General features: G+C 69.4%; 23 protein-coding genes. 12 read left to right on the top strand and 11 right to left on the bottom strand.

The genetic code is table 11. The features are described from left to right. Positions 1 to 198: 198 nt before the first annotated feature. On the top strand, positions 199 to 498 hold the full coding sequence (locus ACFPZ3_RS56405) for an integrase core domain-containing protein (protein ID WP_379522721.1): 300 nt from the start codon (positions 199 to 201) through the stop codon (positions 496 to 498). 90 nt (positions 499 to 588) lie between these two features. Beyond that, positions 589 to 837 carry a hypothetical protein gene (locus ACFPZ3_RS56400; RefSeq protein ID WP_379522720.1) on the top strand — a complete coding sequence of 83 codons (249 nt, stop codon included), beginning with the start codon at positions 589 to 591 and terminating at the stop codon, positions 835 to 837. 218 nt (positions 838 to 1055) lie between these two features. On the opposite strand, the gene ACFPZ3_RS56395 is transcribed toward ACFPZ3_RS56400, so the two are convergent. Continuing rightward, positions 1056 to 1808 carry a class I SAM-dependent methyltransferase gene (locus ACFPZ3_RS56395; protein WP_379522719.1) on the bottom strand — a complete coding sequence of 251 codons (753 nt, stop codon included), beginning with the start codon at positions 1806 to 1808 and terminating at the stop codon, positions 1056 to 1058. Positions 1809 to 2585: 777 nt separating this feature from the next. Between ACFPZ3_RS56395 and ACFPZ3_RS56390 the strand changes: the two genes are divergently transcribed. Next, positions 2586 to 3527, top strand: coding sequence for an esterase/lipase family protein (locus ACFPZ3_RS56390; RefSeq protein ID WP_379522718.1), 942 nt, complete (start codon positions 2586 to 2588; stop codon positions 3525 to 3527). Positions 3528 to 4118: 591 nt separating this feature from the next. Here ACFPZ3_RS56390 and ACFPZ3_RS56385 read toward each other — a convergent pair. Then, positions 4119 to 5642 carry a carboxylesterase/lipase family protein gene (locus ACFPZ3_RS56385; RefSeq protein WP_379522717.1) on the bottom strand — a complete coding sequence of 508 codons (1524 nt, stop codon included), beginning with the start codon at positions 5640 to 5642 and terminating at the stop codon, positions 4119 to 4121. A gap of 30 nt (positions 5643 to 5672) precedes the next feature. Next, on the bottom strand, positions 5673 to 6956 hold the full coding sequence (locus tag ACFPZ3_RS56380) for an MFS transporter (RefSeq protein ID WP_379522716.1): 1284 nt from the start codon (positions 6954 to 6956) through the stop codon (positions 5673 to 5675). A 108-nt stretch (positions 6957 to 7064) separates the two neighbouring features. Here ACFPZ3_RS56380 and ACFPZ3_RS56375 point away from each other — a divergent pair, with 108 nt between their 5' ends. Continuing rightward, positions 7065 to 8285, top strand: a complete 1221-nt coding sequence (locus ACFPZ3_RS56375) for an ROK family protein (RefSeq protein ID WP_379522715.1) — start codon at positions 7065 to 7067, stop codon at positions 8283 to 8285. A 345-nt stretch (positions 8286 to 8630) separates the two neighbouring features. Here ACFPZ3_RS56375 and ACFPZ3_RS56370 read toward each other — a convergent pair whose 3' ends face one another. Beyond that, positions 8631 to 8777: a hypothetical protein gene (locus tag ACFPZ3_RS56370; RefSeq protein ID WP_379522714.1), complete on the bottom strand. Its 147-nt coding sequence runs from the start codon at positions 8775 to 8777 to the stop codon at positions 8631 to 8633. A gap of 106 nt (positions 8778 to 8883) precedes the next feature. Between ACFPZ3_RS56370 and ACFPZ3_RS56365 the strand changes: the two genes are divergently transcribed. The 3 genes from ACFPZ3_RS56365 (at position 8884) to ACFPZ3_RS56355 (ending at position 11651) form a co-directional block, all read left to right on the top strand. After that, entirely contained in the window at positions 8884 to 9729 is an 846-nt protein-coding gene (locus ACFPZ3_RS56365) for an arsenate reductase/protein-tyrosine-phosphatase family protein (protein ID WP_379522713.1), read from the top strand. Then, the gene (locus ACFPZ3_RS56360; protein ID WP_379522712.1) at positions 9726 to 10124 is read left to right on the top strand and encodes a VOC family protein; all 399 of its coding nucleotides are present in this window, start codon (positions 9726 to 9728) and stop codon (positions 10122 to 10124) included. The genes ACFPZ3_RS56365 and ACFPZ3_RS56360 overlap by 4 nt, the downstream gene beginning before the upstream one ends. A 261-nt stretch (positions 10125 to 10385) precedes the next feature. Beyond that, a complete protein-coding gene (locus ACFPZ3_RS56355; RefSeq protein WP_465263598.1) occupies positions 10386 to 11651 on the top strand; it encodes an APC family permease in 1266 nt (421 codons plus the stop codon). A gap of 132 nt (positions 11652 to 11783) precedes the next feature. Here the strand turns inward: ACFPZ3_RS56355 and ACFPZ3_RS56350 are convergent, their stop codons facing one another. Beyond that, the gene (locus ACFPZ3_RS56350) at positions 11784 to 11969 is read right to left on the bottom strand and encodes a multicopper oxidase domain-containing protein (RefSeq protein ID WP_379522711.1); all 186 of its coding nucleotides are present in this window, start codon (positions 11967 to 11969) and stop codon (positions 11784 to 11786) included. Positions 11970 to 11974: 5 nt separating this feature from the next. Between ACFPZ3_RS56350 and ACFPZ3_RS56345 the strand changes: the two genes are divergently transcribed. Further along, the gene (locus ACFPZ3_RS56345; RefSeq protein WP_379522710.1) at positions 11975 to 12181 is read left to right on the top strand and encodes a hypothetical protein; all 207 of its coding nucleotides are present in this window, start codon (positions 11975 to 11977) and stop codon (positions 12179 to 12181) included. Positions 12182 to 12214: 33 nt separating this feature from the next. Here ACFPZ3_RS56345 and ACFPZ3_RS56340 read toward each other — a convergent pair whose 3' ends face one another. From ACFPZ3_RS56340 to ACFPZ3_RS56330, 3 genes are read right to left on the bottom strand one after another with little or no spacing between them, the layout of a single operon-like run. Next, on the bottom strand, positions 12215 to 12949 hold the full coding sequence (locus tag ACFPZ3_RS56340; RefSeq protein WP_379522709.1) for an FAD:protein FMN transferase: 735 nt from the start codon (positions 12947 to 12949) through the stop codon (positions 12215 to 12217). After that, a complete protein-coding gene (locus ACFPZ3_RS56335; protein ID WP_379522708.1) occupies positions 12946 to 13413 on the bottom strand; it encodes an FMN-binding protein in 468 nt (155 codons plus the stop codon). The genes ACFPZ3_RS56340 and ACFPZ3_RS56335 overlap by 4 nt, the downstream gene beginning before the upstream one ends. Positions 13414 to 13424: 11 nt before the next feature. Beyond that, positions 13425 to 14771 (bottom strand): ferredoxin reductase family protein, encoded by a 1347-nt coding sequence (locus tag ACFPZ3_RS56330; RefSeq protein ID WP_379522707.1) that lies wholly within the window; start codon positions 14769 to 14771, stop codon positions 13425 to 13427. 98 nt (positions 14772 to 14869) lie between these two features. On the opposite strand from ACFPZ3_RS56330, the gene ACFPZ3_RS56325 reads away from it, so the two are divergent. Both ACFPZ3_RS56325 and ACFPZ3_RS56320 read left to right on the top strand, forming a co-directional pair. Further along, positions 14870 to 15577 carry a response regulator transcription factor gene (locus ACFPZ3_RS56325; RefSeq protein WP_379522706.1) on the top strand — a complete coding sequence of 236 codons (708 nt, stop codon included), beginning with the start codon at positions 14870 to 14872 and terminating at the stop codon, positions 15575 to 15577. Continuing rightward, entirely contained in the window at positions 15574 to 16971 is a 1398-nt protein-coding gene (locus tag ACFPZ3_RS56320; RefSeq protein ID WP_379522705.1) for a sensor histidine kinase, read from the top strand. The genes ACFPZ3_RS56325 and ACFPZ3_RS56320 overlap by 4 nt, the downstream gene beginning before the upstream one ends. 14 nt (positions 16972 to 16985) lie before the next feature. Here ACFPZ3_RS56320 and ACFPZ3_RS56315 read toward each other — a convergent pair whose 3' ends face one another. After that, positions 16986 to 17147, bottom strand: a complete 162-nt coding sequence (locus tag ACFPZ3_RS56315; protein ID WP_379522704.1) for a multicopper oxidase domain-containing protein — start codon at positions 17145 to 17147, stop codon at positions 16986 to 16988. Positions 17148 to 17767: 620 nt separating this feature from the next. Further along, a complete protein-coding gene (locus tag ACFPZ3_RS56310; RefSeq protein ID WP_379522703.1) occupies positions 17768 to 18121 on the bottom strand; it encodes a zinc-binding dehydrogenase in 354 nt (117 codons plus the stop codon). 191 nt (positions 18122 to 18312) lie between these two features. Between ACFPZ3_RS56310 and ACFPZ3_RS56305 the strand changes: the two genes are divergently transcribed. Both ACFPZ3_RS56305 and ACFPZ3_RS56300 read left to right on the top strand, forming a co-directional pair. Continuing rightward, entirely contained in the window at positions 18313 to 18477 is a 165-nt protein-coding gene (locus ACFPZ3_RS56305; RefSeq protein WP_379522702.1) for a hypothetical protein, read from the top strand. A 192-nt stretch (positions 18478 to 18669) separates the two neighbouring features. Then, the gene (locus ACFPZ3_RS56300) at positions 18670 to 18885 is read left to right on the top strand and encodes a CDGSH iron-sulfur domain-containing protein (RefSeq protein ID WP_379522701.1); all 216 of its coding nucleotides are present in this window, start codon (positions 18670 to 18672) and stop codon (positions 18883 to 18885) included. Between the two features lie 980 nt (positions 18886 to 19865). Here ACFPZ3_RS56300 and ACFPZ3_RS56295 read toward each other — a convergent pair. Then, complete coding sequence (locus ACFPZ3_RS56295; protein ID WP_379522700.1) at positions 19866 to 20864, bottom strand: iron-containing redox enzyme family protein; 999 nt, start codon at positions 20862 to 20864, stop codon at positions 19866 to 19868. Between the last annotated feature and the right edge of the window lie 225 nt (positions 20865 to 21089).

Here is a 21089-nt window from a genome sequence, read left to right as displayed (position 1 = left end):
TGACATCCGCCCAGATCATGGGCAGCCGGAGCCCTGCGGTTCGATCAGGACCGCTTTGACGTGCCGATCCGCATTCCGGTCGATGGCGGCCCGGTCGGCAGTGACGGCCCCCCGCCAACGGTCGCGGTGACCTTGCGGCGTACTGTCCGTACCCTATATGGTCCAATTCGTCTCCTAATAAGGTACTGATGGAACTGGATGGCGGTGTACGTACTCGATGCCCATGGACCCGGAGCCGTCATCACCGCGGCCAATGACAGCGTGCTCCTGCGCGTCCTCCTGGACAGCACGCTCATCCTCAACGCGCACCATCTACGCCGGACCCTCACCCGCTATCTGCAGCACTACAACACAGCCCGACCCCACCGCGGCATCCGACAGTTGTCCCCATCGCAAGCCGAAACAGGACCGCCGACCCCCATCGACCTTGCCAGCCGACGAGTCCACCGCAGAGCCATCCTCGGCGGCCTCATCAACGAGTACCGGATCGCCAGCTGATCAGGGGGCGCGATCAACGAATACCACCACGCCGCTCAACCACAGCTCAAAGCACGTAACTCAATATTCGAGCGGCACACGCTGCCACTCATGCAGGACACCGAGGACGAATACGTTAAGGTACGGGCCGGCGACCGGGCGGCGCAGGCGCGGCTGCGCGGCGAGTTGCTCAAGGAGTTCGGCACGCAGGCCACGTACGAGCTTTGGCTCGATGCCCAAGGGCGCCCGGCGCGGCAACGACTGACCGCGAAGACGCCAGTGGAGATCACCTTCTCCGATTGGGGCGATACGACGGTGATCGCTCCTCCAGCCGATCAGGTCCGGGTCCTGACGCAGTAAACCCGGCGTTATGTCAAAGCGGCTGGCCGAACCCGCGACTCCCCGAACGCTGACCCCAAGCCCCGAGACGACTACACAAAGCTACTCCGGCCACGGTGGCAGCTTCGTTACCGGCGCCCCGGTACGACGCGGGCTGTAGAAGTGCCTGTCGACGGTGCGGGATGCGTGTCGTTCGCCAGGACGAGTTTGCTTGACCGAGACTGTGCTCTCGCCTTCAGTCACGCGGACTCGCAGATGCAGAGTTGAAGCGGCGTGTCCACGGCAAATGGCCGACCGGACCAGTCGCCGAAGCGCTCGACGAGCCGAAGGCCGCCGAGCGAGACGAGCAGCGGCAACTCCTGCGGGAAGATGCTCCTGATCTCGAGCGGTGCGACGACGAAGTCGGGCTCGGAGTCAGTCGAGAGGTGCCACGTCCCGCGTGTGACTTGCACGGGCGCATCGTAGATCTCAGCGACATCGACGCTGACGTTGCCACGGTCAGGATCCATGAACGACAACGACTCCCGGGTGCGCCGCACGCCATCGGCTTCGGCAAGCAGGCGCACGCTCGGGTTGAACACATCGAAGACGAACCGTGCTCCAGGCGCCAGGTGTCGTCGGACCGACCGGAAACAGCTCACCAGATCCTCGGCATCATGCAGATGCAGCAGGGAATTGGCTGTGATGAACACGAAGTCGAATGTGCGGCCCAGATCGAAGGCCCGCATGTCGCCCTGCACCCATTCCACCGCCACACCGCGCTCATTCGCCTTACGCTGAGCCTCAGCCAGCATGTCCGACGAGAAGTCCACGCCGACGCACGGATGCCCGTCAGACGCGATGGGGATCAGCTTGTGCCCGGTGCCGCACCCGAGTTCCAACACGCGCCCGCCTTGCCGATTGGCCTCGGCCCGGTAGAAGTCGACTGCGGGCCCGCCGCCCGGGAACATCAGGTCGTACAGCCTCGCGTGCGAGTAGAACGCTTCACTCATCAAGCGCCTCCTCCTTCCGGCTCATCCGCTGTTGGCCGTGGTGGCCTGCCGATTCAAGCGTGTGCGCCACAGCCGCGACAACAGCTTTACCGTCATCCGCGCCAACCTCCGCTTCCCCGCGGTGATGACCCGCCACACCAAGATCAAAAACCTGCACCCCTCGCGGGACGCGAAGAAGCACGCTGCCGCCGCGCGCCAGAAGGCCGCCACCTACCGAGCCAAGGATGCCCACGCCAAGTCGATCGCCGAAACCCAGACTCCGGACCAGCACGCCAGCGAGCACGAACGGCGCTGGCCCAAGGAGATCTACGGCCCGTACCGGGTCTGTCGGTTTCCGAAGTCGTCTGCACGGATGCGCGAGTGGTCTGCATGCTGCGGCACACCAAGGAGGCAGGGCTCGGTTCTAGCGGCTTTCGAAGCCACCACCGAAGCTTCCACTTGGGGTGTTCACAAGTGGCGTTGGCCAGCAGGGAAGGGACTGGGTCATGTCCGATTGCAGCTCCGACTGTCGCCGCATACAGGATGTCGCCGCAGAACAGGGTCCGGCCATTCCGGGTACTCCTCCGGCGCAGGCGGCGCTCCATCATCACTCATCCTTTCTTCTACCTCCGATGCCCCGTCACGCCATCCGGTTCTGCTCCGAAGCAATCCGAAGATCCACGGGACACGCTCTAGTCGCGAGCCGACATAACTGGCGCTACGCCGTAAATCAACGGATTCACAGGTGATCGTCTGCGCGTTACTCTGCCTCCGAACTCACGGAAACGGAGAGCGTAGATGCGCAGATCAGCCAGATCCGGTTTAGCCCTGTCCCTGGTCGGGGTGGCAGTCACGGCCGTCTTGATCGCCACCGCACCGGCCGCGTCAGCCGCGCCCGCCCGCGCCGACGGGCACCGGGTCACCGTCATGGTCCACGGGTTCGACCGTGAGGCCGACATCAGTTGCGCCGGCGCCTGGAACAGCGCCAAGAAGCTGCTGAACGCCAACGGCTGGGGCGACGTCGTCACCTTCGGCTACTACAACAAGGCCACCAACTGCGACCTGCGGCTGCAGGGGACCACCGACACGCGCATCCAGGAGGTCGGCCGCCAGTTCGCGTGGACCGTCTACTACCTGTACTCCAGCCATGACGTGGCTATCGACGTCGTGACGCACTCCATGGGCGGCCTGGTCGCGAAGGCGGCCATCGAAGGCGTCAACAGGTACGGCGTGGGCAAGCCGCCGCCCGACCTGAGCGGGCTGACGGTCGACCCGAACAACATCGGCGCGACCAAGTGGCCCAGGGACTGGCCCCCGTTCCTGTACATCGAGGACATGGTCACGCTCGCCACCCCGCACCAGGGCATCGGCAGCGCGGTGGTGAGCGCGTGCGCCATCACCCACGAGCAGTGCAGCGACATGCGTCCGGGCAGTGGCTTCCTGAGCTGGCTGGGTAAACAGCCGGCCTCACAGATGGGCACGGACTACACCTTCCTCGCCTCCAGCCACGACGACACGGTCAGTTCCGACTCTGCGACCAACAAGCGCATCGCCCACCACTGGGCGCTCTACGGCTCGGACGCGGATGGCGGCACACTCAGCCACACCTCTATCCGCAACACCTCGATCGGCGACTGGCAGGCGTCGTACGGCGGGGATTTCAGCGACGAGGGTGAGGGCGCCTATCCCGCGCCGCTCCGGCGCATGCTGGAGGGACTGTACGACCAGCGGGCCCAGTAACGCGCGACGACCGTCGGCGCTGTCGCCCCGGGCGTGCGGATCATCACCCTCTCCTCGTGAACGCCTCCTCGCCGTCGCCCTGTCGGCGGGAGCCGACGGCCCGCGGACCGGAGGCGCCGGGGACAGCGGACCGGAGGCGCCGGGGACGGCGGTAATTTCCGCGTGCCGTGCTCGATGAAGACCAGCACATACAGCCGCTTGAGCAACATGGTCTCGACCACCAGGAAATCACACGCGACGATCGCGTGGGCCTGAGCGGCCAGGAACCGCCGCCCCGCCGGCCTGGCCCGGCGGGGCGGCAGGGCGGGGCGGGGCGGCAGGGCGGGGCGGCAGGGCGGCGGACCGATACCAGCCACGTGCAGGATCTCCCACGCCGTGGCGGCCGCGATCCTGCAATCCAGGCAGCCCGACTTGCCCTGGATTCCCCTATGACCCCAGGCCAGGTTCTCCCGCGTCATCCAACAACCAGACGCCGCAAACCAGAGCCGATCGGCGTGACTCCACCGCGGCCGGCCCCCAAGTTGACGACGGAGCACCTGATTCTCGTGACGGAGCGCTGAGTGCCACCTCAGATTGACCGGACTGGTTTGCTCAGGCTTGGGGTTTATCGACCCGCCACTCCCCCGCGATGACCATCGTCGCGCGTTCCTCCAGGGAGTACCGGGGCCAGGCCGGGATCGTCTCGTGGCTGGGGTCGCCGGTTCGGGCGAAGGCGGCCCAGGCACGGCTCATGGCATCGGCGACCTGCTGGCGATCGGCTTGCTGTCCCACGAAGGGGACACGGTCGACGACGTTGAACGCGTAGGGCAGGTCAAGGCTGTGGCAGGAGCCTAGGAGTTCCCCGAGAATAGGAGTTTCCTGGGCGAACAAGTACATGTAGACCGCTGCGGGCTGTGTGAGTTTGCGTTCGGCGATCGCGATCGAGCCTTGACGGAAGGACAGGTCGCTGATGATGCGGGACCACAGCAGGCGGGGGGATTCGCCGGGATATTCGGCGCGATAGCGCGCCACCGTCTCCCCCGCCTGGTCGCCGAGGTCGCGCCGGAGCACCGTCGACAGGCCGGCCTCCGTCAGTTCCAGGTACTCGGGATCCTCGTTCAGCAGGAGCGCGGCGTCATGGACCGTCGAGCCGATCAGCAGCGGAACGTCGGCTGCCTGGGCGGCGGGGCCGGGGTCGAAAGGGTGTATCGGGAGGACCTCTCCGTCGAGGATGGGTCCGAGGCCGATGGCGTTGGAGAACAGGCCCGCGCCGAAGCGCATGGGTTCGCCGTAGAAGATGGCGGTCTGTACGTCGAGAAGGTCACGCATGGAGATGTCCAACAAGCCAGCGGCCTGGCTTCTCGGAAGGTCGAGTTCGCGCAGCACCCGATCGAGCAGCCGGTCGCCGTCCTCGACGGTGGCGACCTTCGTGATCGGGCCGCTCTGCATGATCGCCTTGTGGAACAGGCCCGCGGCCCGGGGCATGGCCATGACCGTGGCCACCTTGCCGGCGCCGCCGGACTGCCCGAAGATCGTCACGTTGGCGGGGTCGCCGCCAAAGGCGGAGATGTTGTCGCGGACCCACTCCAGGGCGAGCGCCAGGTCCGAGAGGCCCGCGTTGCCCGAACCGGCGAACCGCTCTCCCAGAGCGGCATCGAGCGGGAGATGCCCGAACAGGCCCAGGCGGTGGTTGACGGTCACCACGACCACATCACCGCTACTGGCCAGGCGGTCGCCGTTGAACATCATCTCGGCGCCGGTGCCGTGGATGAATCCGCCGCCGTGGAACCAGACCATCACCGGCCGAGCGGGGCCGCTTTCCGCGTCGGGAGTCCAGACGTTGAGGGCCAGGCAGTCCTCCCTCATCGGGCCGCCCTCGACGGGTGTGCCCGTGCGGGGGTACATGAGCGAGAGCACCTCGGGCATGCTGCCATTGGCGTAGACGCGCGTGTCGACCTGGGGCGCGGCCGGGCCGAAGGTGACGGCGTCGCGTATGCCGGTCCACGCTCTGGCGGGCTCGGGAGAAAGAAAGCGATCGGCCTCACCGTACGGCACACCCAGAAAGGCGGTGACGCCGAGGCTTTCCACGCCGCGCAGGGTGCCCGCCTCCGTCTTGACGGTCACGTATCGGGGCATTGTCGATCTCCTTGAGATAGCGATAAGGGGTCAGCGGATCTTGCGGATGGGCACGATGGCGACGGCCCCAAGGAGGGCCGTGACGATGACGAAGGCGAACAGGCCGCCGTAGCCGCCGGTGAGGCCGATGATCGCGGCGGCGATGAACGGGCCGGCGATCTGCGGTCCGGTGGTGGCGACGTTGAGCAACCCCAGGTCGCGGCCGCTGTTCTCGGCCTTGGGCAGCACCAGGGTCATGATGGCCTGATCCACCGCGCCGTATATGCCGAAGAACAGTCCGGACAGTGCGCTGTACAGGAGCATGCCCGTCCACGTCGGCCAGACCAGCGGGATCACCGCCGCGGCGGCCATGCCCATCGAGGAGACGATCACGAACGCCTTGCGCCGGTTCAGCCGGTCGGACAAGGCACCGCTGAACAGCGTGGTGACGAACATCGTGACCATGCTGACCGTCGCGAGCGTGGCCACCGCGGCGGAGGCGTCGCCTGCGGGGATCGCCTCGGCACCGATGTAGTCGGTGAGCGTGTAGAGCAGGTAGGTGTTGATCGTCCAGTAACCGGCCATCATCAGCACCCGGGCCACGAACGCCCAGCGGAAGTCCCGGTCAGCGAGACCGGAGAAAAACCGGCCGAGCCGCACCAGCAGAGGCACATGCCCGGTGTCCGCGGCAGCGGCGGCGGCGGTGGGCACCGGGTCCCGGCTGAGCGTGACGAGCAGGATCGTCGCGACGACCAGGACGGCGCCCAGCACCGCGTACCCAGCGATCCTGTTTCCGGCCAGCGCCGATGCCCCGTTGACGCCGAGGAGCACGCCAACCGTGGTGGCCACGCCGACCAGCGAGGAGACCAGGCCCCGGCGCGCCTCGGGGACGCGGTCAGGCACGAGTGCGCCGATGACCGCCTGGTACGCGCTCATCGCGGCCATCACCGCCACATAGACGACTCCGAGCGTGAACAGGCTCCCCATGCCGCCGAGCAGCAGCATGGCCAGGAAGGCCACGATCGCGCTGGCCAGCAGCCACGGGGCCCGGCGGCCGAAGCGGCCGCGCGTACGGTCGGACAGAGCGCCGAACAGCGGATTGCCCACGGCGGCGACGCCCGCCCCCAGGCTGGCCAGGACGCCGTAGGCGGCGACCTTCCCTGCCGGGTCGATGTCGGCGACCTGGCCGGGCAGCAAGATCTGCTGGATCCCTTGGAACAGGCCGAACATGGCGAGGTTGCCGACGAGGAGCGGGCCGAGAAACCGGCCTGGCACGCGCGGCGAGGGGGATGACGGGAGGGGCGGCGCGTCAGGGGTGACATCCGCTGATGACATGGGGATCTCCTGACCGGCGCGGAGGCGGCGCCGGGTCGTACAGTGTTGCCCGTAGATTAATTCTGACTGTGAAATAATGTCAATGAGGATGCCGCTAGACTCGACGCCATGAAGGTCGGCAGCGATTCCCGGCAGGCGCCCGCCGACGTCCTCGACCTTCGCCGGCGCAACCTCTCCCAGGTCCTGCACCATCTACGCGACCGCGGCCGGAGCTCCCGGATCGAGGTCGCCGCCGACACCGGCCTGGCCGCCGGGGCCGTGACCAGCCTGATCTCCGAGCTGATCGACGCCGAACTGGTCCAAGAGGCAGGACTGAGCGGCAGCGGCGCTGCCGGCCGCCCGCGCCGGCTTCTGACACTGGCCGGAGGCTCGGTCGCCGCAGTCGGCGTCCAGGTCGACGCCGAGACCGTCGCGGTGCGGATCATCGACCTCGTCGGGCGTGAGCTCTACTCCGGCCGCCACGCACACGCCGTATCGGACTTCTCCGACGATGCGCTGGCCCGCGCCGCCGCGGCACACATCACCAGTGCCCTCGACACGGCCGGCGGAGATCGGCTCACCATCGCGGTCACCGTCGCGGTTCCCGGCTGGCCGCACGAGGGTCTCGTCGTCTCGCCGACACTCGGCTGGGCGGGAAATCCGTTCCTCGACGATCTGCGGACGCATCTCGGCTGCCCGACCGGCGCTCTCAGCTTGGCCAACGACGGCAACCTGGGCGCTCTGGCCGAGTACCAACTCCTGCGCCCGACCGGCGTGCGCGACCTCGTCTATATGGAGGGTGGGGTCGGCATCGGCGGCGGAGTCATCGTCGATGGCCGCCAGGCGTTCGGAGCGGCAGGGGCCGCAGGCGAGTTCGGGCATGTGGTAGTCGATCCGCAAGGTCCGGCCTGCCTATGCGGGCAGCGCGGTTGCCTGGAGCGGTATGCCTCACTTCCCGTGCTTCTGGAACGGACCGGGCTGCGTGCGCAACTGAGAGAACGCGGGGCCAACGCCTCGCTGGCGGAACTGGTCCGCCTGGCACGAGCAGGAACCCTTCCAGTACTGGACGCGCTCTCGGACATCGCCCGGCACCTGAACGTTGTGACGGCCGCCGCCCAGATGATCATCAACCCGCACACGATCGTGCTCGGCGGCTACTTCGCTCAGGTTGCCCCATGGCTCATCTCCGCGATGACCCGCCAGGCGGCCCCCCTGATAATGTCCCCGAACATCCGCCCCGGCGCCCTGAGCGTCGACGCTCCTCTTCATGGCGCCGCCCTATCCGCCACCAATGCCATCCTCGACGATCCCCTGCGCATCACCCGCCCTTCTTCCGGCCGTACGGGGTAGTGATGCGCCGGGAGTGCGCCAGGCCACCGCCCGCGCGGCCGGCCCCGGCGCCGCGCATGGGTGCCGTGGCCGCGGTCACCACGGGGGTTGCCGGTTGCCAGCGGGGCGAGGGCACCCCCTTCGTAACGACGTCTCCGAAGCCGCGGTCACGCAGCTGACCAACCTGACCGGCACCGCTCCGGTCCTGCTGACCGGCGACAACCCCCGCGCGGCGGCCCTGGTGGCCGGCCAGACCGGCATCACCGACGTACGAGCGGGCCTTGGGACAAGAACACCCCGTCGTGGGTTGGTCCGGCGGAGTGTTCATCGGTGACGTGTCGTCGGTCGTCGGCAAGATGCCGGTGATTAGTCGACCACCTCGCTGACGCCGGAGCGCTCCGCGGGCTCGTCAACGAGGTATTTTGCCGGCCGCGAAGAGGCGACGAGCGAGCGCAGGGCGAGGTTGATGACCGCGCGGGGATAGCCGCGGGCGGTCGTGTGGATCAAGGTCATGGCGTCCTCGGCGAAGAGTTGGTCGGGACAGCCGACCAGGTTCAGGTGGTGCTTGACGTAGCCGGCGGTCGCGTTCCATCAAATCAGTTTGATGTATTGTGTGGGCATGACCCAGTCTGGTCAGAGCATTCCGCCGCCGTTCGTCCGGCTGGTCGCCCACGAGGTGCGCTGGCGGCTGTTGAGCGAGCTGGCGCGCAGCGATCTACGCGTGCGGGAACTCGTCACCCTGGTCGGCGAGCCGCAGAACCTGGTCTCCTACCATCTGCGACTGCTGCGCTCGGGCGAGCTTGTCACCGCCCGCCGCAGCAGCTTCGACGGCCGCGACAGCTACTACCACCTGGACCTGGACCGCTGTGCGGACGCGCTAGCCGCCGCCGGTGCCGCCCTGCATCCCGGGCTGCGCCCGCTCCCCACCGGGCCGGCCAACGCAGCCGAACCTCCTGGAGCCAAAGTGATCGCAGCCGCACGCGCGGCCGGAACCTCTGTGACGCCCTCCGTGCTGTTCATGTGCACCGGTAACAGCGCCCGTTCCCCCATCGCCGAGGCCCTGCTGCGCCACCGCGTCGGCAGTCGCGCCGAGGTGACCAGCGCCGGCAGCCACCCCAAGCCGCGCCTGCACCCCCACGCCGTACGCGTGCTACGCCGGCGGTACGGCATCGACCTCACCGGTCAGCGTCCACGCCATCTGGACATGATGACCGGCCGCCGCTTCGACTACGTGATCAGCCTGTGCGACAAGGTCCGCGAGGTCAGTCCCGACTTCGACGACGATCCGCGAGGAGGGCCGCAACGCCTGCACTGGAGCATCCCCGACCCAGCCGCCACCAGCGGCGACGACACCACCGAGGCCAGCTACCCCGAGTTCGACCGTACCGCCGCGGAGATCGACACCCGCATCCGGCACCTGCAACCCATCCTGTTCCCCACCCCGTACCGGGAGGTCCAGCCATGATGCCAGCCGACCAGGTCGCCAGCGTCCGCTACATCGTCGACGACGTCCAAGCGGCCATCGACTTCTACACCACTCACCTCGGCTTCACCGTGAACTTCAGCGCCGCGCCCGCCTTCGCCGACGTGGTACGCGGACCGCTGCGGCTGCTGCTGTCCGGTCCCGCCAGCTCCGGCGCCCGCGCCACGCCCGACCAGGCCGCCACCGCGGGCCGCAACCGTATCCACCTGATCGTCGACGACCTGGACGCCGAGATCGCCCGGCTGCGCGACGCGGGCCTACCGTTCCACAGCGACGTGGTCGCCGGCCCCGGCGGGCGCCAGATCCTGCTGGGCGACCCGGCCGGCAATCTGATCGAGCTGTTTCAGCCCGCCCACCAGCCTGCCGCCACTCCCTGAGGAAAGCCTCCATGTGACGGCCTCACATCCCACTGGCCGGCTCACCGCACTTCCCAAGATCCCAGGAGCGACCATGTCCGCCACCCCTGCGGTGCCGCGACGCCCATCTTCCCCGCACGCGGTACGGGCACTGAGACCTGGCCGACCCGGTCGGCAAAGGCGTCGAGCGACGCTGGCCCGAGCCGCGATGAGACCGTCCGGCGCGTCCAGACCCTGCTCGCCGAGCTGGTGCCCACCGGCGCCTGAACACCGCAACCGGAGATAGTCGTGGCGGGCACCGGTCAGGGGCTGTTGGAGCGCCGTCTGGGTCTGGCCGACGCGGTCGTCATCGGGCTGGGCTCGATGATCGGCGCCGGTGTCTTCGCCGCCTTCGCGCCGGCTGCGCGCGTGGCCGGCTCGGGGTTGCTGGTCGGGCTGGCGCTGGCGGCGGTGGTCGCCTACTGCAACGCGACCTCCTCGGCCCGGCTGGCCGCCCGTTACCCCGCCTCCGGCGGCACCTACGTGTACGGGCGGGAGCGGCTGGGGGATTTCTGGGGTTACCTGGCCGGGTGGGGGTTCGTGGTCGGCAAGACCGCCTCGTGCGCGGCGATGGCCCTGACCGTGGGCTCCTACCTGTGGCCGGAGCAGGCACACGCGGTCGCGGTGGCCTCCGTGGTGGCGCTCACCGCGGTCAACTACGCCGGGATGTCCAAGACGGTCTGGTTGACCAGGGGAATCGTCGCCGTGGTGGTGGCCGTGCTGGCCGCGGTCGCGGTGGCCTGCCTCGGCTCCGGTGCCGCGGACGCCGCCCGCCTGGATGTGACCTCCGATGCCACCGCCGCCGGGATCCTGCAGGCGGCGGGCCTGCTGTTCTTCGCCTTCGCCGGATATGCCCGCATCGCCACGCTGGGAGAGGAAGTCCGTGACCCGGCCCGGACCATCCCCCGGGCCATCCCGCTCGCGCTCGGACTGACCCTGGTGGTGTACGTGGCGGTCGCGGTGGCTGCGCTGACCGTGCTGGGCAGCACGGGCCTGGGCCGGGCGAGCGCCCCGCTGACCGAGGCCGTGCGCGCCGCCGGGCTGTCCGGCCTGGCGCCAGTGGTCGGTGTGGGCGCCGCGGTGGCCGCGATGGGCTCGCTGCTCGCGCTGATCCTGGGTGTCTCCCGCACCACGCTGGCCATGGCCCGCGACCGGCACCTGCCGCACGTGCTGGCCGCCGTCCACCCCCGCTTCAAGGTCCCTCACCGTGCCGAGCTGGTCATCGGCGCGATCGTGGCGATCCTGGCCGGCACGGCGGACCTGCGCGGCGCGATCGGCTTCTCCTCCTTCGGCGTGCTGGTCTACTACGCCATCGCCAACGCCAGCGCCTGGACCCTCACCCCCGCCGAGGGCCGCCCCATGCGGCTGATCCCTGCCGTCGGCCTGGCCGGCTGCCTGGTCCTCGCCTTCGCCCTGCCGCGGTCCTCGGTGATCGCCGGGGCCGCGGTGCTGGCCGCGGGCGCCGCCGCATACGGCCTGCGACGGGCGATCATCACCCGCTCGTCATGATGCGAAGATGGCAAGGCAGCCCACAGGGCACGGCGACGGAAGGCGCTTGAGCTCCGACGGGTCCCCTTCGGATGACGTCAGCTTCCCTCCCGCCTCGGCTTGCCGTCGTTGAGATGCGGAAACGGCTCCGAGTCAGGCGCAGCGCAGCAGGAACACGAATCCGTAGTCCATGTGGATCTGCTGGTGGCAGTGGAACAGCGACAATCCCGGCTGGTCGGCGGTGAAGTCGAAGTCGAGGCTCTGGTACCAGCCGAGCATGACCACGTCCATGAGCAGGCCATGGATGGCAGCGCCGGCGATGTGGGTGAGGTGGCCCACTGCGCATGCCGTATGCGATGCAGAAGGCCGAGGAGATCCGCGCCCGCGGCTACCCGCCCGGATTCCCGCTCAAGGACCTGGGGCTGCTCGCCGACGAACGGGTTTCGGAGCAGAGCCCCCGGCCACCGCGACGAGGCGGGTGGCTCGCCGTGGAGGATGCGGGGTCCAGGCGTTCGGCACTGTGCAGAGGTTCCGCCCGAACTCTCCCCTGACGCTCAGGAGCTCCCTTCGCGCTCGCCGGCGGACTACGGGGCCAGGTCGGTGTACGCGGCGAAGCCGGTGGTCTGCCAGGTGTGACCGCCGTTGGTCACCGCGAACGCTTCGAGGTCGTCGCGCTTCTCGACCCAGTCGCGGGCGTCGTCGCCCATCGCGTACGCCGCGGTGGCGAAGGCGTCGACGGTGGTCAGGCGGGGGCCGATGAGGGTGATGGACAGCAGTTCCCCGGCGGGCCGTCCGGTGTGCGGGTTGAGGATGTGCGGGCCGCGTTCGGCGTTGCCCGAGGTGGCGATGGCCAGGTCGTGGCCGGTGACCACCGTGCGGAGGGTGTCGGGCCGCAGGGGGTCGGCGACGGCGATCCGCCAGGGGCCGGGTTCGGGGCCGAGCTGGATGTCGCCGCCGCCGTTGAGGCAGTGGCGGGGCGCGCCGGCCTCGGTCAGCAGCAGGGACGCCTCCTCCACGGCCCAGCCCTTCACCAGGCCGGACGGGTCCAACCGGCCGCCAGGACAAGTGGCGAAATATCCGTCTGTGTCGAGTTCAACCTGTGCGCACAGGGCAAGGACGTGGGCCACCTCCGGCGGGCAGCCCGTCAGGCCGACCTCGCCGCGTGCGAGGCGGCTGATCGCGCTGTCCGGCCGGTAGGTGGAGAAGACCTCCTCCACGTGGTGCAGCCAGGCGACGGCGCGTGCCACCGCTTCGTCGGCGTCGTGGCGTACGTCGAAGGAGAAAACGGTGCCCATCGCCTGCTCGACGTGCCGGGTCACAGCGCACTCCGATCGATGGCGCTCTGGAGGGAGCGGGTGTAGCCGTCGCTGGTGTAGGTGGCGCCGGAGACGGCGTCGATCTTGGCGCTCTGGGCTGAGAGCGTCTCTTGGCGCAGGATGGGCAGCGCCGTGTCGCTGATCTCGAGGTCGCGCCGGTTGCCGTCCGGGGAGCGCAACACCTGAACGTCGGTGATCTTGCTGCCGGTGACGGTGATGCGCACCTGTACGGGGCCCCAGCGGGTGTCGACGGTATCCCCGTCGACGTTCCGGATGCCGGCGGAAGCCGCGGACGGCGAGGACGGCGCAGGGGTCTGGCCGCCGCTCCCGAGATCCGGCCGTACCGGCTCACGGGTCTGGACGGCTGCGGGCGGCGGGGCGAGGCCTGCGACGTCGTGTGGTTTGAACGACAGCAGGAGCGCCAGGCCGATGGCGGTGACGATCACCGCGAACACCATCCTGCGCATGGCGGATCTCCTTAGAATTCGAACGACTCGTGATGGATCTGCTGGTTGGGCACCCCTGCGGAGCGCAGCGCCTTGATCGCCGCGCGGGTCATGGCGGGCGGTCCGCACACGTAGGCGTCGTGCTCGCGCAGGTCGGGCAGCAGGCGGTCGAGCTCGTCGAACAGGCCAGGGGCCCTGGGCCCGGTCGAGAGGTAGAGCGTGGCGTCACCGCAGGCTCGGGCGATCTCCTGCAGTTCGCCCTGGAAGAGCAGTTCTTCGGGCGTGCGGGCGCGGTAGAGCAGTGTCACTCTGCCGGGCAGCGTCTCGAACAGGGTGCGCAGCGGGGTGATGCCGACGCCGCCCGCGATCAGCAGCGACTTGCCGCCACGGCCAAGACGCGCGGTGAAGCCGCCGTACGGGCCTTCGGCGAGCACCGGCGTGCCCGGCCGCAGCCGGGAGAGCGCCGCGCTGTGGTCGCCCAGCGCCTTGACCGTGATGCGCAGCTCGTCGCCGGCGGGCGCGGCGGACAGCGAGTACGGGTTGGCCGACCACCACAGCCCGCGGGTCAGGAACCGCCAGCGGAAGAACTGGCCGGGCTCGGCGCCGAGCCCTCGCAGGGCCCGGCCGGTCAGGTGAACCGACACGACGCCCGGGGCATCGGTCGTGACGCGGGACACGCGCAGGCGATGCCGCGCCCACAGCCGGACCGGGCCCAGGAACCGGTACCAGACCAGCAGCGCCGCCACCCCGAGATACAGGGCCCACCAGGCGAGCTGGGCGATGCGGTCGCCGGTGAACTGGGCGCCCGTCGCGAGCTGGTGCCCGAACGCCAGCCAGGCCGCCAGATAGGTGTAGAAATGCAGGTAGAACCACGTCTCATAACGCAGCCGACGACGCGCGGCGCGGGCGGAGACCAGACCGACCCCCAGGAGCAGCAACAGGGCCGCGGTCGCCTTCAGCATGTCGGGGAAGGTCAGCACCATGGTGGCCGTCTCGGCCACGACGCCGGCCTGGTCAGCCAGGGCGTACCCCCAGATGATCGTCAGCACGTGCACGGTGATGAGCCCGATGACGTACCGGCCGCCCATCGCGTGCCAGCGGGCCAGCCGGTCGCTGCCCACTCCGTGCTCCAGCGCCGGGATCCTGGCCATGAGCCCGAGCAACACGGCCAGCCCGTAGCCGGCCAGCAGTCCTGTGATGCGACCCGCCTCGGTGAGCCAGCCGTCGAGCCCCACCACGGACGGCGTGCCGCGCCACCACAGGACGAGGACCGCGACCGCGCCCGCAGCCACGGCGGCGAGCAGCCGCTCGGGGCGCATCGGACGGCGAGGCAGAGCCCTGCCGGCGCTGTGCCGCGTTGTAGCGTGAAGAGTGGCCATGAGGCCACCGTTCCAGGTCAGCCTATGTTTTCCCTCTGAGAGAGCCCTTTCAGAGGATTCTCAGAGGAAGTTCGCCTTTCCTGGCAAAGGAGGTGAGAATGAGCAACCTGTCGCGTCCGGACGGCACGCCGATCCGCGTGCTCGTCGTGGACGACGAACCGGACCTCCTGGAAGTGCTGGAGCGCACGCTGCGCCAGGAGGGCTGGCAGGTCGAGGCCGTGGGGAGCGGCCAGGCGGCGATCCAGGCGGCCGAGAGGTTCGCGCCGGACGCGGCGATCCTGGACATCATGCTGCCCGACCTCGATGGGCTGAAGCTGATGGGCAGGCTCAGGGAGCGCATGCCGGAGTTGTGTGTGCTCTTCCTGACCGCGCGCGATGCGGTGGAGGACCGGGTCGCGGGCATCACGGCAGGCGGCGACGACTACGTCACCAAGCCGTTCAGCCTGGAGGAGGTGCTCGCACGGCTGCGCGGCCTGCTACGCCGCGCAGGTATGGCCCGCGCCACCGACGGCGAGCGGCTCGTCGTGGCCGACCTGTCCCTGGACGAGGAGAGCAGAGAGGTGAGCAGAGCCGGCACACCGATCGACCTGACTCCGACCGAGTTCGAGCTCCTGCGCCTGCTCATGTGCAACCCGCGCAGAGTGCTGACCAAGGGGCAGATCCTCGACCACGTGTGGTCCTACGACTTCGGCGGCCAGGCGCACGTGGTCGAGCTCTACATCAGCTACCTGCGCAAGAAGATCGACGCGGGCCGCAAGCCGCTGATCCACACCGTGCGTGGCGTCGGATACGTACTCAAACCGTGAACCTCCTGCCGCGCACCCTCAAGGCCAAGCTGATCGCCGGGCTGCTCGTGCTGCTGGCGCTGTCGTGCGCGGCCGTCGGCGTCGCCACCTCCGTGGCCATGGAGAACTTCCTGATCGGCCGGCTGGATCAGCAACTCGCCGTGTACGGCGTGCAGTTCCCCGCCAGCCTGGAGCATGACGAGGACACCCGCGGACAGCCGCGGGGCACGTTCGGCGCGCGACTGCTCGACGGGCGCCTCACCCACGCGGCGGTCGTGTCGCAGGAGAGAGCCGTCCCGCTCAAGCTCAGCCACAGCGAGGAGGTGACGCTGGCCGCGCTCCCGGTCGACGGCCCGCCGCGGACCGTGACCCTGTCCGGCCTGGGCGACTATCGGGTCCAAGCCGCCCTGGGCCAGGACGGCGACGTCCTGATCACGGGGCTGTCGTTGCACGGGGTGGAGGAGACTCTGGAACGCCTGCAGCTGTTCGAGCTGGTGATGTTCGCAGGAGCGCTCGCCGCCGCCGGTCTCGCGGGCGTTGTATGGGTACGGCTGGCGCTGCAGCCGCTGCAACGCATCGCCACGACCGCCCGGAAGGTGAGCGAGCTGCCGCTGGCCAGCGGCGAGGTCGTCCTCGCCGAACGCGTGCCAGACACCGACCCGCGAACCGAGACCGGCCAGGTCGGCGCCGCGTTCAACCGCATGCTGGGCCACGTGGAGTCCGCCCTCGGCCGCAGGCACGCCGTCGAGCAGCGGCTGCGTGTCTTCGCCGCCGACGCGGGCCACGAGCTGCGCACGCCGCTCGCCGCCATCCGCGGGCACGCCGAGCTCGCGCTGCGCGGCGATGCCCCGATGCCGCAGGAGGTACGGCACGCGCTGAGCCGGATCGACGCCGAATCCGGCAGGATGAGTGAGCTGGTGGACGAACTCCTCCTGCTGGCCCGGCTGGACCAGGGACGCCCGCTGGCCAGGGAGGAGGTCGACCTGACCCGCCTGGCCATCGAGGCCGCCGGCGACGCCCGGGCCACCGCCCCCGGCCATCACTGGCGGCTCGAACTGCCGGAGGACCCGGTCACCGTCACCGGCGACCCGCTCCGGCTGCACCAGGTAGTCGCCAACCTGCTGAGCAACGCCCGCATCCACACCCCGGACGGCACAACCGTGACCGTGGCAGTCCGCCGGCTGCCGGGCGAGGCCGAGGTCATCGTCAAGGACGACGGCCCCGGCATTCCGGCCGACCTCCAGGAGGAGATCTTCGAACGGTTCTCACGCGCGGACCCCGGCCGGTCGCGTGCCAGCGGCGGAGCCGGGCTCGGCCTGGCGATCGTCCGCGCGGTGATGGCCGCGCACGGCGGATCGGTGGACGTGCGAAGCCGTCCGGGCCTGACCGAGTTCCGGCTGCGCCTGCCCGCATAGCGCCCTCGCTGTACTCAGCGGACGACCTCGACATTGGCCATCATGCCGCGGTCCTCGTGGTTGAGGATGTGGCAGTGGAAGGGGTACGGCTTGCCGTTCACGCTCATCAGCTGGAAGTCGTTGACGTGAATGTGGAAGGTGTGCTGCTCCTCGGTGGTGTTCAGCTTGGCCCGCACATCGATCGGGTTCGTCTCGACCTGCTTGCCGCTCGGTGATGCTGCGAAGTCCGGCTCGGCACGAGCCCTCGGCTGGATGCGACTCCGGCTCCCGCCGAAGCGGAGGCCCAGAGCCGATCAGTTGCCACTTCGCGCTGTGGCAGCGCATGTGCGACAGGCTGCTGAGTGCGATTCCGGCCGTGCACGACCATGCGAGCGGGCGACTCAGCCCACCCCGTTGGCGGAGGCGACGACCGTGTACAGCTCGCCGTGCTCGGCGGCAATCATCGGGCCGGGCAGAACAGCCGTCTGCCCGGCCCGGCATCATGCGGCGCTTCCGCTGCTCCCCCCGATGCAGCGGCTGCCTGGCCGTTGCCCCAAGGTCCCCGACCTGAGGCCCTGACCTACCTGTGTAACTATCCGAATGGGAGTAATGCGGCCCTCTGCTGAAGGTCGAATCTGTGAATAGTCGCATCACACACGGCACTCCTCAGCGCTGGCATTACCGTGGCCCCACCGGCCCCGTGCATTGAGGCTGAAGCGCAGTGCCCGGCCAGTCGGATACTGGCGCGCATCCTCGCCGGCGCCGCCAACCCAATCGAAACGGTCATGTCACGTTGCGACCTTCCCACGAAAACATGTCAAGCTGCGCATTCTCCGGAGCGATGCGACCAAGCGGTTGCTTCGTAGGGGCTCCTGGTCTTGAGGCAGCCGGGCAGAATGCCGACGAGCCGGTTGGCGAGCTGACACAGCGCGGCCCGGTGGCCGACGTCACGGGCACGCCGCATGTCGAAGGCGGCCCGGGCGATATCGCCGCCGACCCCGTCGAGGACGACGTCGACGGGGGCGACCCCATCGGTCCAGCCCGGAGCCGTGTAGTCGACCACCTCGTCGGCCCCCAGGTCGCGAGCCACACCGGTCTTGCGCGAGCCCCCGGCCGCCGCGACGACGGTGGCGCCCGCCGACTTGGCGAGCTGCACGAGGAGCGAGCCCACGCCGCCGGCCGCCGGCGTTCCCCGGGCTGTGGTGCGGTCGCCCGGATCATCATGGTCGCGGTACGCCCGGCGGCCAAGATCGCGACCACGTCGTCCAGTGACCCGGCCGACCTCGGTCCCAGCCGCGCGGCCCCGCTGGAGAAGGTGCTGAGCTGCTGCCCGGGAGCTGAAGCGAGCGGCCGGACACGTGCGTGCCTTCTCCGATCTGCTCCCCCAGCGCCAGGGACACCGGCCGGCCGGCTGGATCGACGAAGTTCGGGCCGGCGACCTGCGACAACTGCGTCCCTTCGCCGAAGGGCTGGATGTTCGGCAGAGCCAACCTCGACCTGCTCCGGAAACGGATCCTGCTGGCCTGAAAGTCTTCACGATCTTCGTGCCAGAGCCGGCTTGTCACGGCCGTCGGCACACGCCGGTGAGAACTTCGCGCCGGTCAGCGGCGCAACTCGACTCGGTCGGGACACCGCCGCGAAGCGAGTGCTCGGAACCATGCCTGCCGGCCCTGCGTCGAGAGGGAGCATCCATGCCCGGGTTGTGGGCAGGTGAGGCGCATGAGTGAAGTGGTCACCGTGACACCCTGCGAGGACGGCCCGCTGCTCCTACGAGGGCCGTTCGAGCTGCTCACCCAGGACGGGGAGCGGATCGAGGCCGGTCGTGCGACGGTCGCGTTGTGCCGTTGCGGTTTGTCGGCGGCCAAGCCATTCTGTGACGGTTCGCATAAGCCCGCCGGTTTCCGCGCGACCAGCGAACCCGACTCGCCGGCGTAGCTGCCGGGTGGAATGGGCGGCCCGCCGGATCCGGCCGCCCGCGTAAGGCATGCCGCCGGCCAGAGCGGCCCCGAGCGCGAGCCAGCTGCAGATGGCCCGCTCCACTATCCACACAGGCGCGAGCAGCGAGCCGGAGACGGGGAAGATCCGGCGCCCGCCCGCCCGCCACCGGCCCACCTCGGCCAGCCCCACGGCCAGAGTCACGGCCAGAGTCACGCCCGCCAGGAGCCCGCCGGACCGTCGTATGAGCGCGAACACGGGCAATACCGCCAGGAATGCCGTCATCTTCACCGGTTGCGCGAGGTCGTCATAGGCCTGCCGGACCCGCTGCGACCAGAACCGGCGCGTGTCGCAGGGCAGCCGCCGGACGTACAGGCCGAGCGGGCGCACCTCGCGCCCGCCATGGACGCGGACGGTGCGGATCAGCTCCAGATTCTCGAACAGCACGTTGCCGTCGTAGCCGCCCATTCGCAGGAAGAATCCGCGCCGTATGCCGAACGTGCCCGGGTAGTCGGCGCCGAAGCTGCGGTTGAGCAGCGTCCGTGCGTTGTCCCAGCGGGCGTGCCACGACAGCGGAGCGAAGTAATTCTGCGGCCTGACCAGCTCGGCGTCCCCCAGCAAAGCATGGATCGCAGCCAGGCCGGGCAGATCGTAGCGGACGTCGTCATCGGCGATCACCACACGCTCACCCGTCGCGAGCCGCAGCCCGGTGGTGACGCCCGTGACCTTGCCATTGGCGAAGCGGAGCCCGGCCGCCGGGCGGACATGCCGAACCAGGCGGTGCCAGCGGCGGGCGTGGCAGCCGAACAGCTCAGCCGGGCTCCCGTCCACCACGATCACCCGTACGTGCCTGGAGAGCCAGCGCAGGTAAGCGGTCAGCTCGTCGAGCCCGGCGTCGTCATGCCAGCGCAGCGGCAGCACGTAGTCAAGATCCAAGCGGCCAGGCCGTCCAGTTGCTGCCCGCATGGACGCCGAGCCGATCACGCCGGAACGGGCTGCGCCCGCAGCGAGCCGGTCCCACGTTGCCAGCAGCTCATCACGTGTTCGGCCCACCGTCGTTCGAGCTCCAGCGCGCAGGCGGCGCCGTACACGATGTCGCCCGTGCACGCGGGGAAGGCGGTGGCGAACGCGCCACACATGTCGTTCGCGGCGATCTGCTCATGTACGGCGTCCGCCTGTACATGCTCGTCGTAGAAGCGCACGGTCACGGGCCCGGCGCCGAGCCGGCGAAGCCCCGCGGCGTAGCGGCGGTTGGGCAAGGACGATGTCATCTCGATCGCGGCCAGGTGGCCGAGCAGCGCCGCGCGCCACCTGCGGTGCAACCCGAACAGGGACATCGCGTTGGAGATCGCCAGCGTGACACCAGGCACCCGATTCAGGTAGGCCCCGTAAGCGTCGTCCAGGCCGAGACCGCGCAAGGTGGCGCGAAACAGTTCGGAGTGCATACGCTCCCGCCTGCCGCCACCGTACTCATCGGACTGGATCTCCACGAGCGCGGCCTTGGGGCCCCCGCTGAGCCTCGGAATGGCCCACGTATGCGGGTCAGCCTCCTTGAGGTGATAGATCGAGCGATGCATGACGAACTCACGGAAGTTGTTCAGGCTGGCTTCGCGCTGGAGGAAGAGCGACAGCAACGGCTCCTCCTCCGGGCAGGTCAGGGCCGTCAGCGCCGCCCGCAGACCGGCGGGATCGAGGCTGTCGGGACGCGGGACGGCCGCCGCGAGGGACCGTTCGAAGCGCCGCTCGAGCACAGCCCGAAAGCCCAGCAGCGCCGGATCCCACTCCCACCGATCGTCCACTTCGTCGAACCCCTGATAGTGGAGCTCGTAGCAGGCGAACAGGGCCAGCTGCGCATCGTCATCGTCCAGCCCGGCAGCGGCGGTCGCCACGACCTCATCGGGCGGGCCGGTCCCGGCCGGGCCGCGGAGCAGGTCGAAGAGAGCCTCAGTGATCGACCCTCGAGCCGGTGGCAGCCGCATCACGCCTCCCGGCACCACATGGGATCGATAGGGACACGCCTGAGAACACAGGCATCACGAACCATGCGCACTCCCTTCAAGCCCTGTGCTGCTAGCGGCTGCCCGAGCGCCTGTTCGCTAAACTGGTTTAGAGGCGTCCGTAACTCGGCCGGCCGGTCGACGGGCTCGTGGTTCGCGGTAGTCCTGTTGCCTTGTTTACGGCGGTTGCGCGGGGTAGGCGGCCAC

This window comes from Nonomuraea insulae (assembly GCF_042656245.1).
This window is presented reverse-complemented; position numbering and strand designations above follow the sequence as displayed.

Excerpts from the sequence above, each read along its gene's own strand:
- ACFPZ3_RS56390 (WP_379522718.1), top strand. The coding sequence starts at position 2,586 with ATGCGCAGATCAGCCAGATCCGGTTTAGCCCTGTCCCTGGTCGGGGTG.
- ACFPZ3_RS56360 (WP_379522712.1), top strand. The coding sequence starts at position 9,726 with ATGATGCCAGCCGACCAGGTCGCCAGCGTCCGCTACATCGTCGACGAC.
- ACFPZ3_RS56295 (WP_379522700.1), bottom strand. The coding sequence starts at position 20,864 with ATGCGGCTGCCACCGGCTCGAGGGTCGATCACTGAGGCTCTCTTCGAC.
- ACFPZ3_RS56365 (WP_379522713.1), top strand. The coding sequence starts at position 8,884 with ATGACCCAGTCTGGTCAGAGCATTCCGCCGCCGTTCGTCCGGCTGGTC.
- ACFPZ3_RS56335 (WP_379522708.1), bottom strand. The coding sequence starts at position 13,413 with ATGCGCAGGATGGTGTTCGCGGTGATCGTCACCGCCATCGGCCTGGCG.
- ACFPZ3_RS56300 (WP_379522701.1), top strand. The coding sequence starts at position 18,670 with ATGAGTGAAGTGGTCACCGTGACACCCTGCGAGGACGGCCCGCTGCTC.
- ACFPZ3_RS56405 (WP_379522721.1), top strand. The coding sequence starts at position 199 with ATGGCGGTGTACGTACTCGATGCCCATGGACCCGGAGCCGTCATCACC.
- ACFPZ3_RS56380 (WP_379522716.1), bottom strand. The coding sequence starts at position 6,956 with ATGTCATCAGCGGATGTCACCCCTGACGCGCCGCCCCTCCCGTCATCC.
- ACFPZ3_RS56345 (WP_379522710.1), top strand. The coding sequence starts at position 11,975 with ATGCCGTATGCGATGCAGAAGGCCGAGGAGATCCGCGCCCGCGGCTAC.
- ACFPZ3_RS56370 (WP_379522714.1), bottom strand. The coding sequence starts at position 8,777 with ATGACCTTGATCCACACGACCGCCCGCGGCTATCCCCGCGCGGTCATC.
- ACFPZ3_RS56375 (WP_379522715.1), top strand. The coding sequence starts at position 7,065 with ATGAAGGTCGGCAGCGATTCCCGGCAGGCGCCCGCCGACGTCCTCGAC.
- ACFPZ3_RS56400 (WP_379522720.1), top strand. The coding sequence starts at position 589 with ATGCAGGACACCGAGGACGAATACGTTAAGGTACGGGCCGGCGACCGG.
- ACFPZ3_RS56395 (WP_379522719.1), bottom strand. The coding sequence starts at position 1,808 with ATGAGTGAAGCGTTCTACTCGCACGCGAGGCTGTACGACCTGATGTTC.
- ACFPZ3_RS56385 (WP_379522717.1), bottom strand. The coding sequence starts at position 5,642 with ATGCCCCGATACGTGACCGTCAAGACGGAGGCGGGCACCCTGCGCGGC.
- ACFPZ3_RS56325 (WP_379522706.1), top strand. The coding sequence starts at position 14,870 with ATGAGCAACCTGTCGCGTCCGGACGGCACGCCGATCCGCGTGCTCGTC.
- ACFPZ3_RS56330 (WP_379522707.1), bottom strand. The coding sequence starts at position 14,771 with ATGGCCACTCTTCACGCTACAACGCGGCACAGCGCCGGCAGGGCTCTG.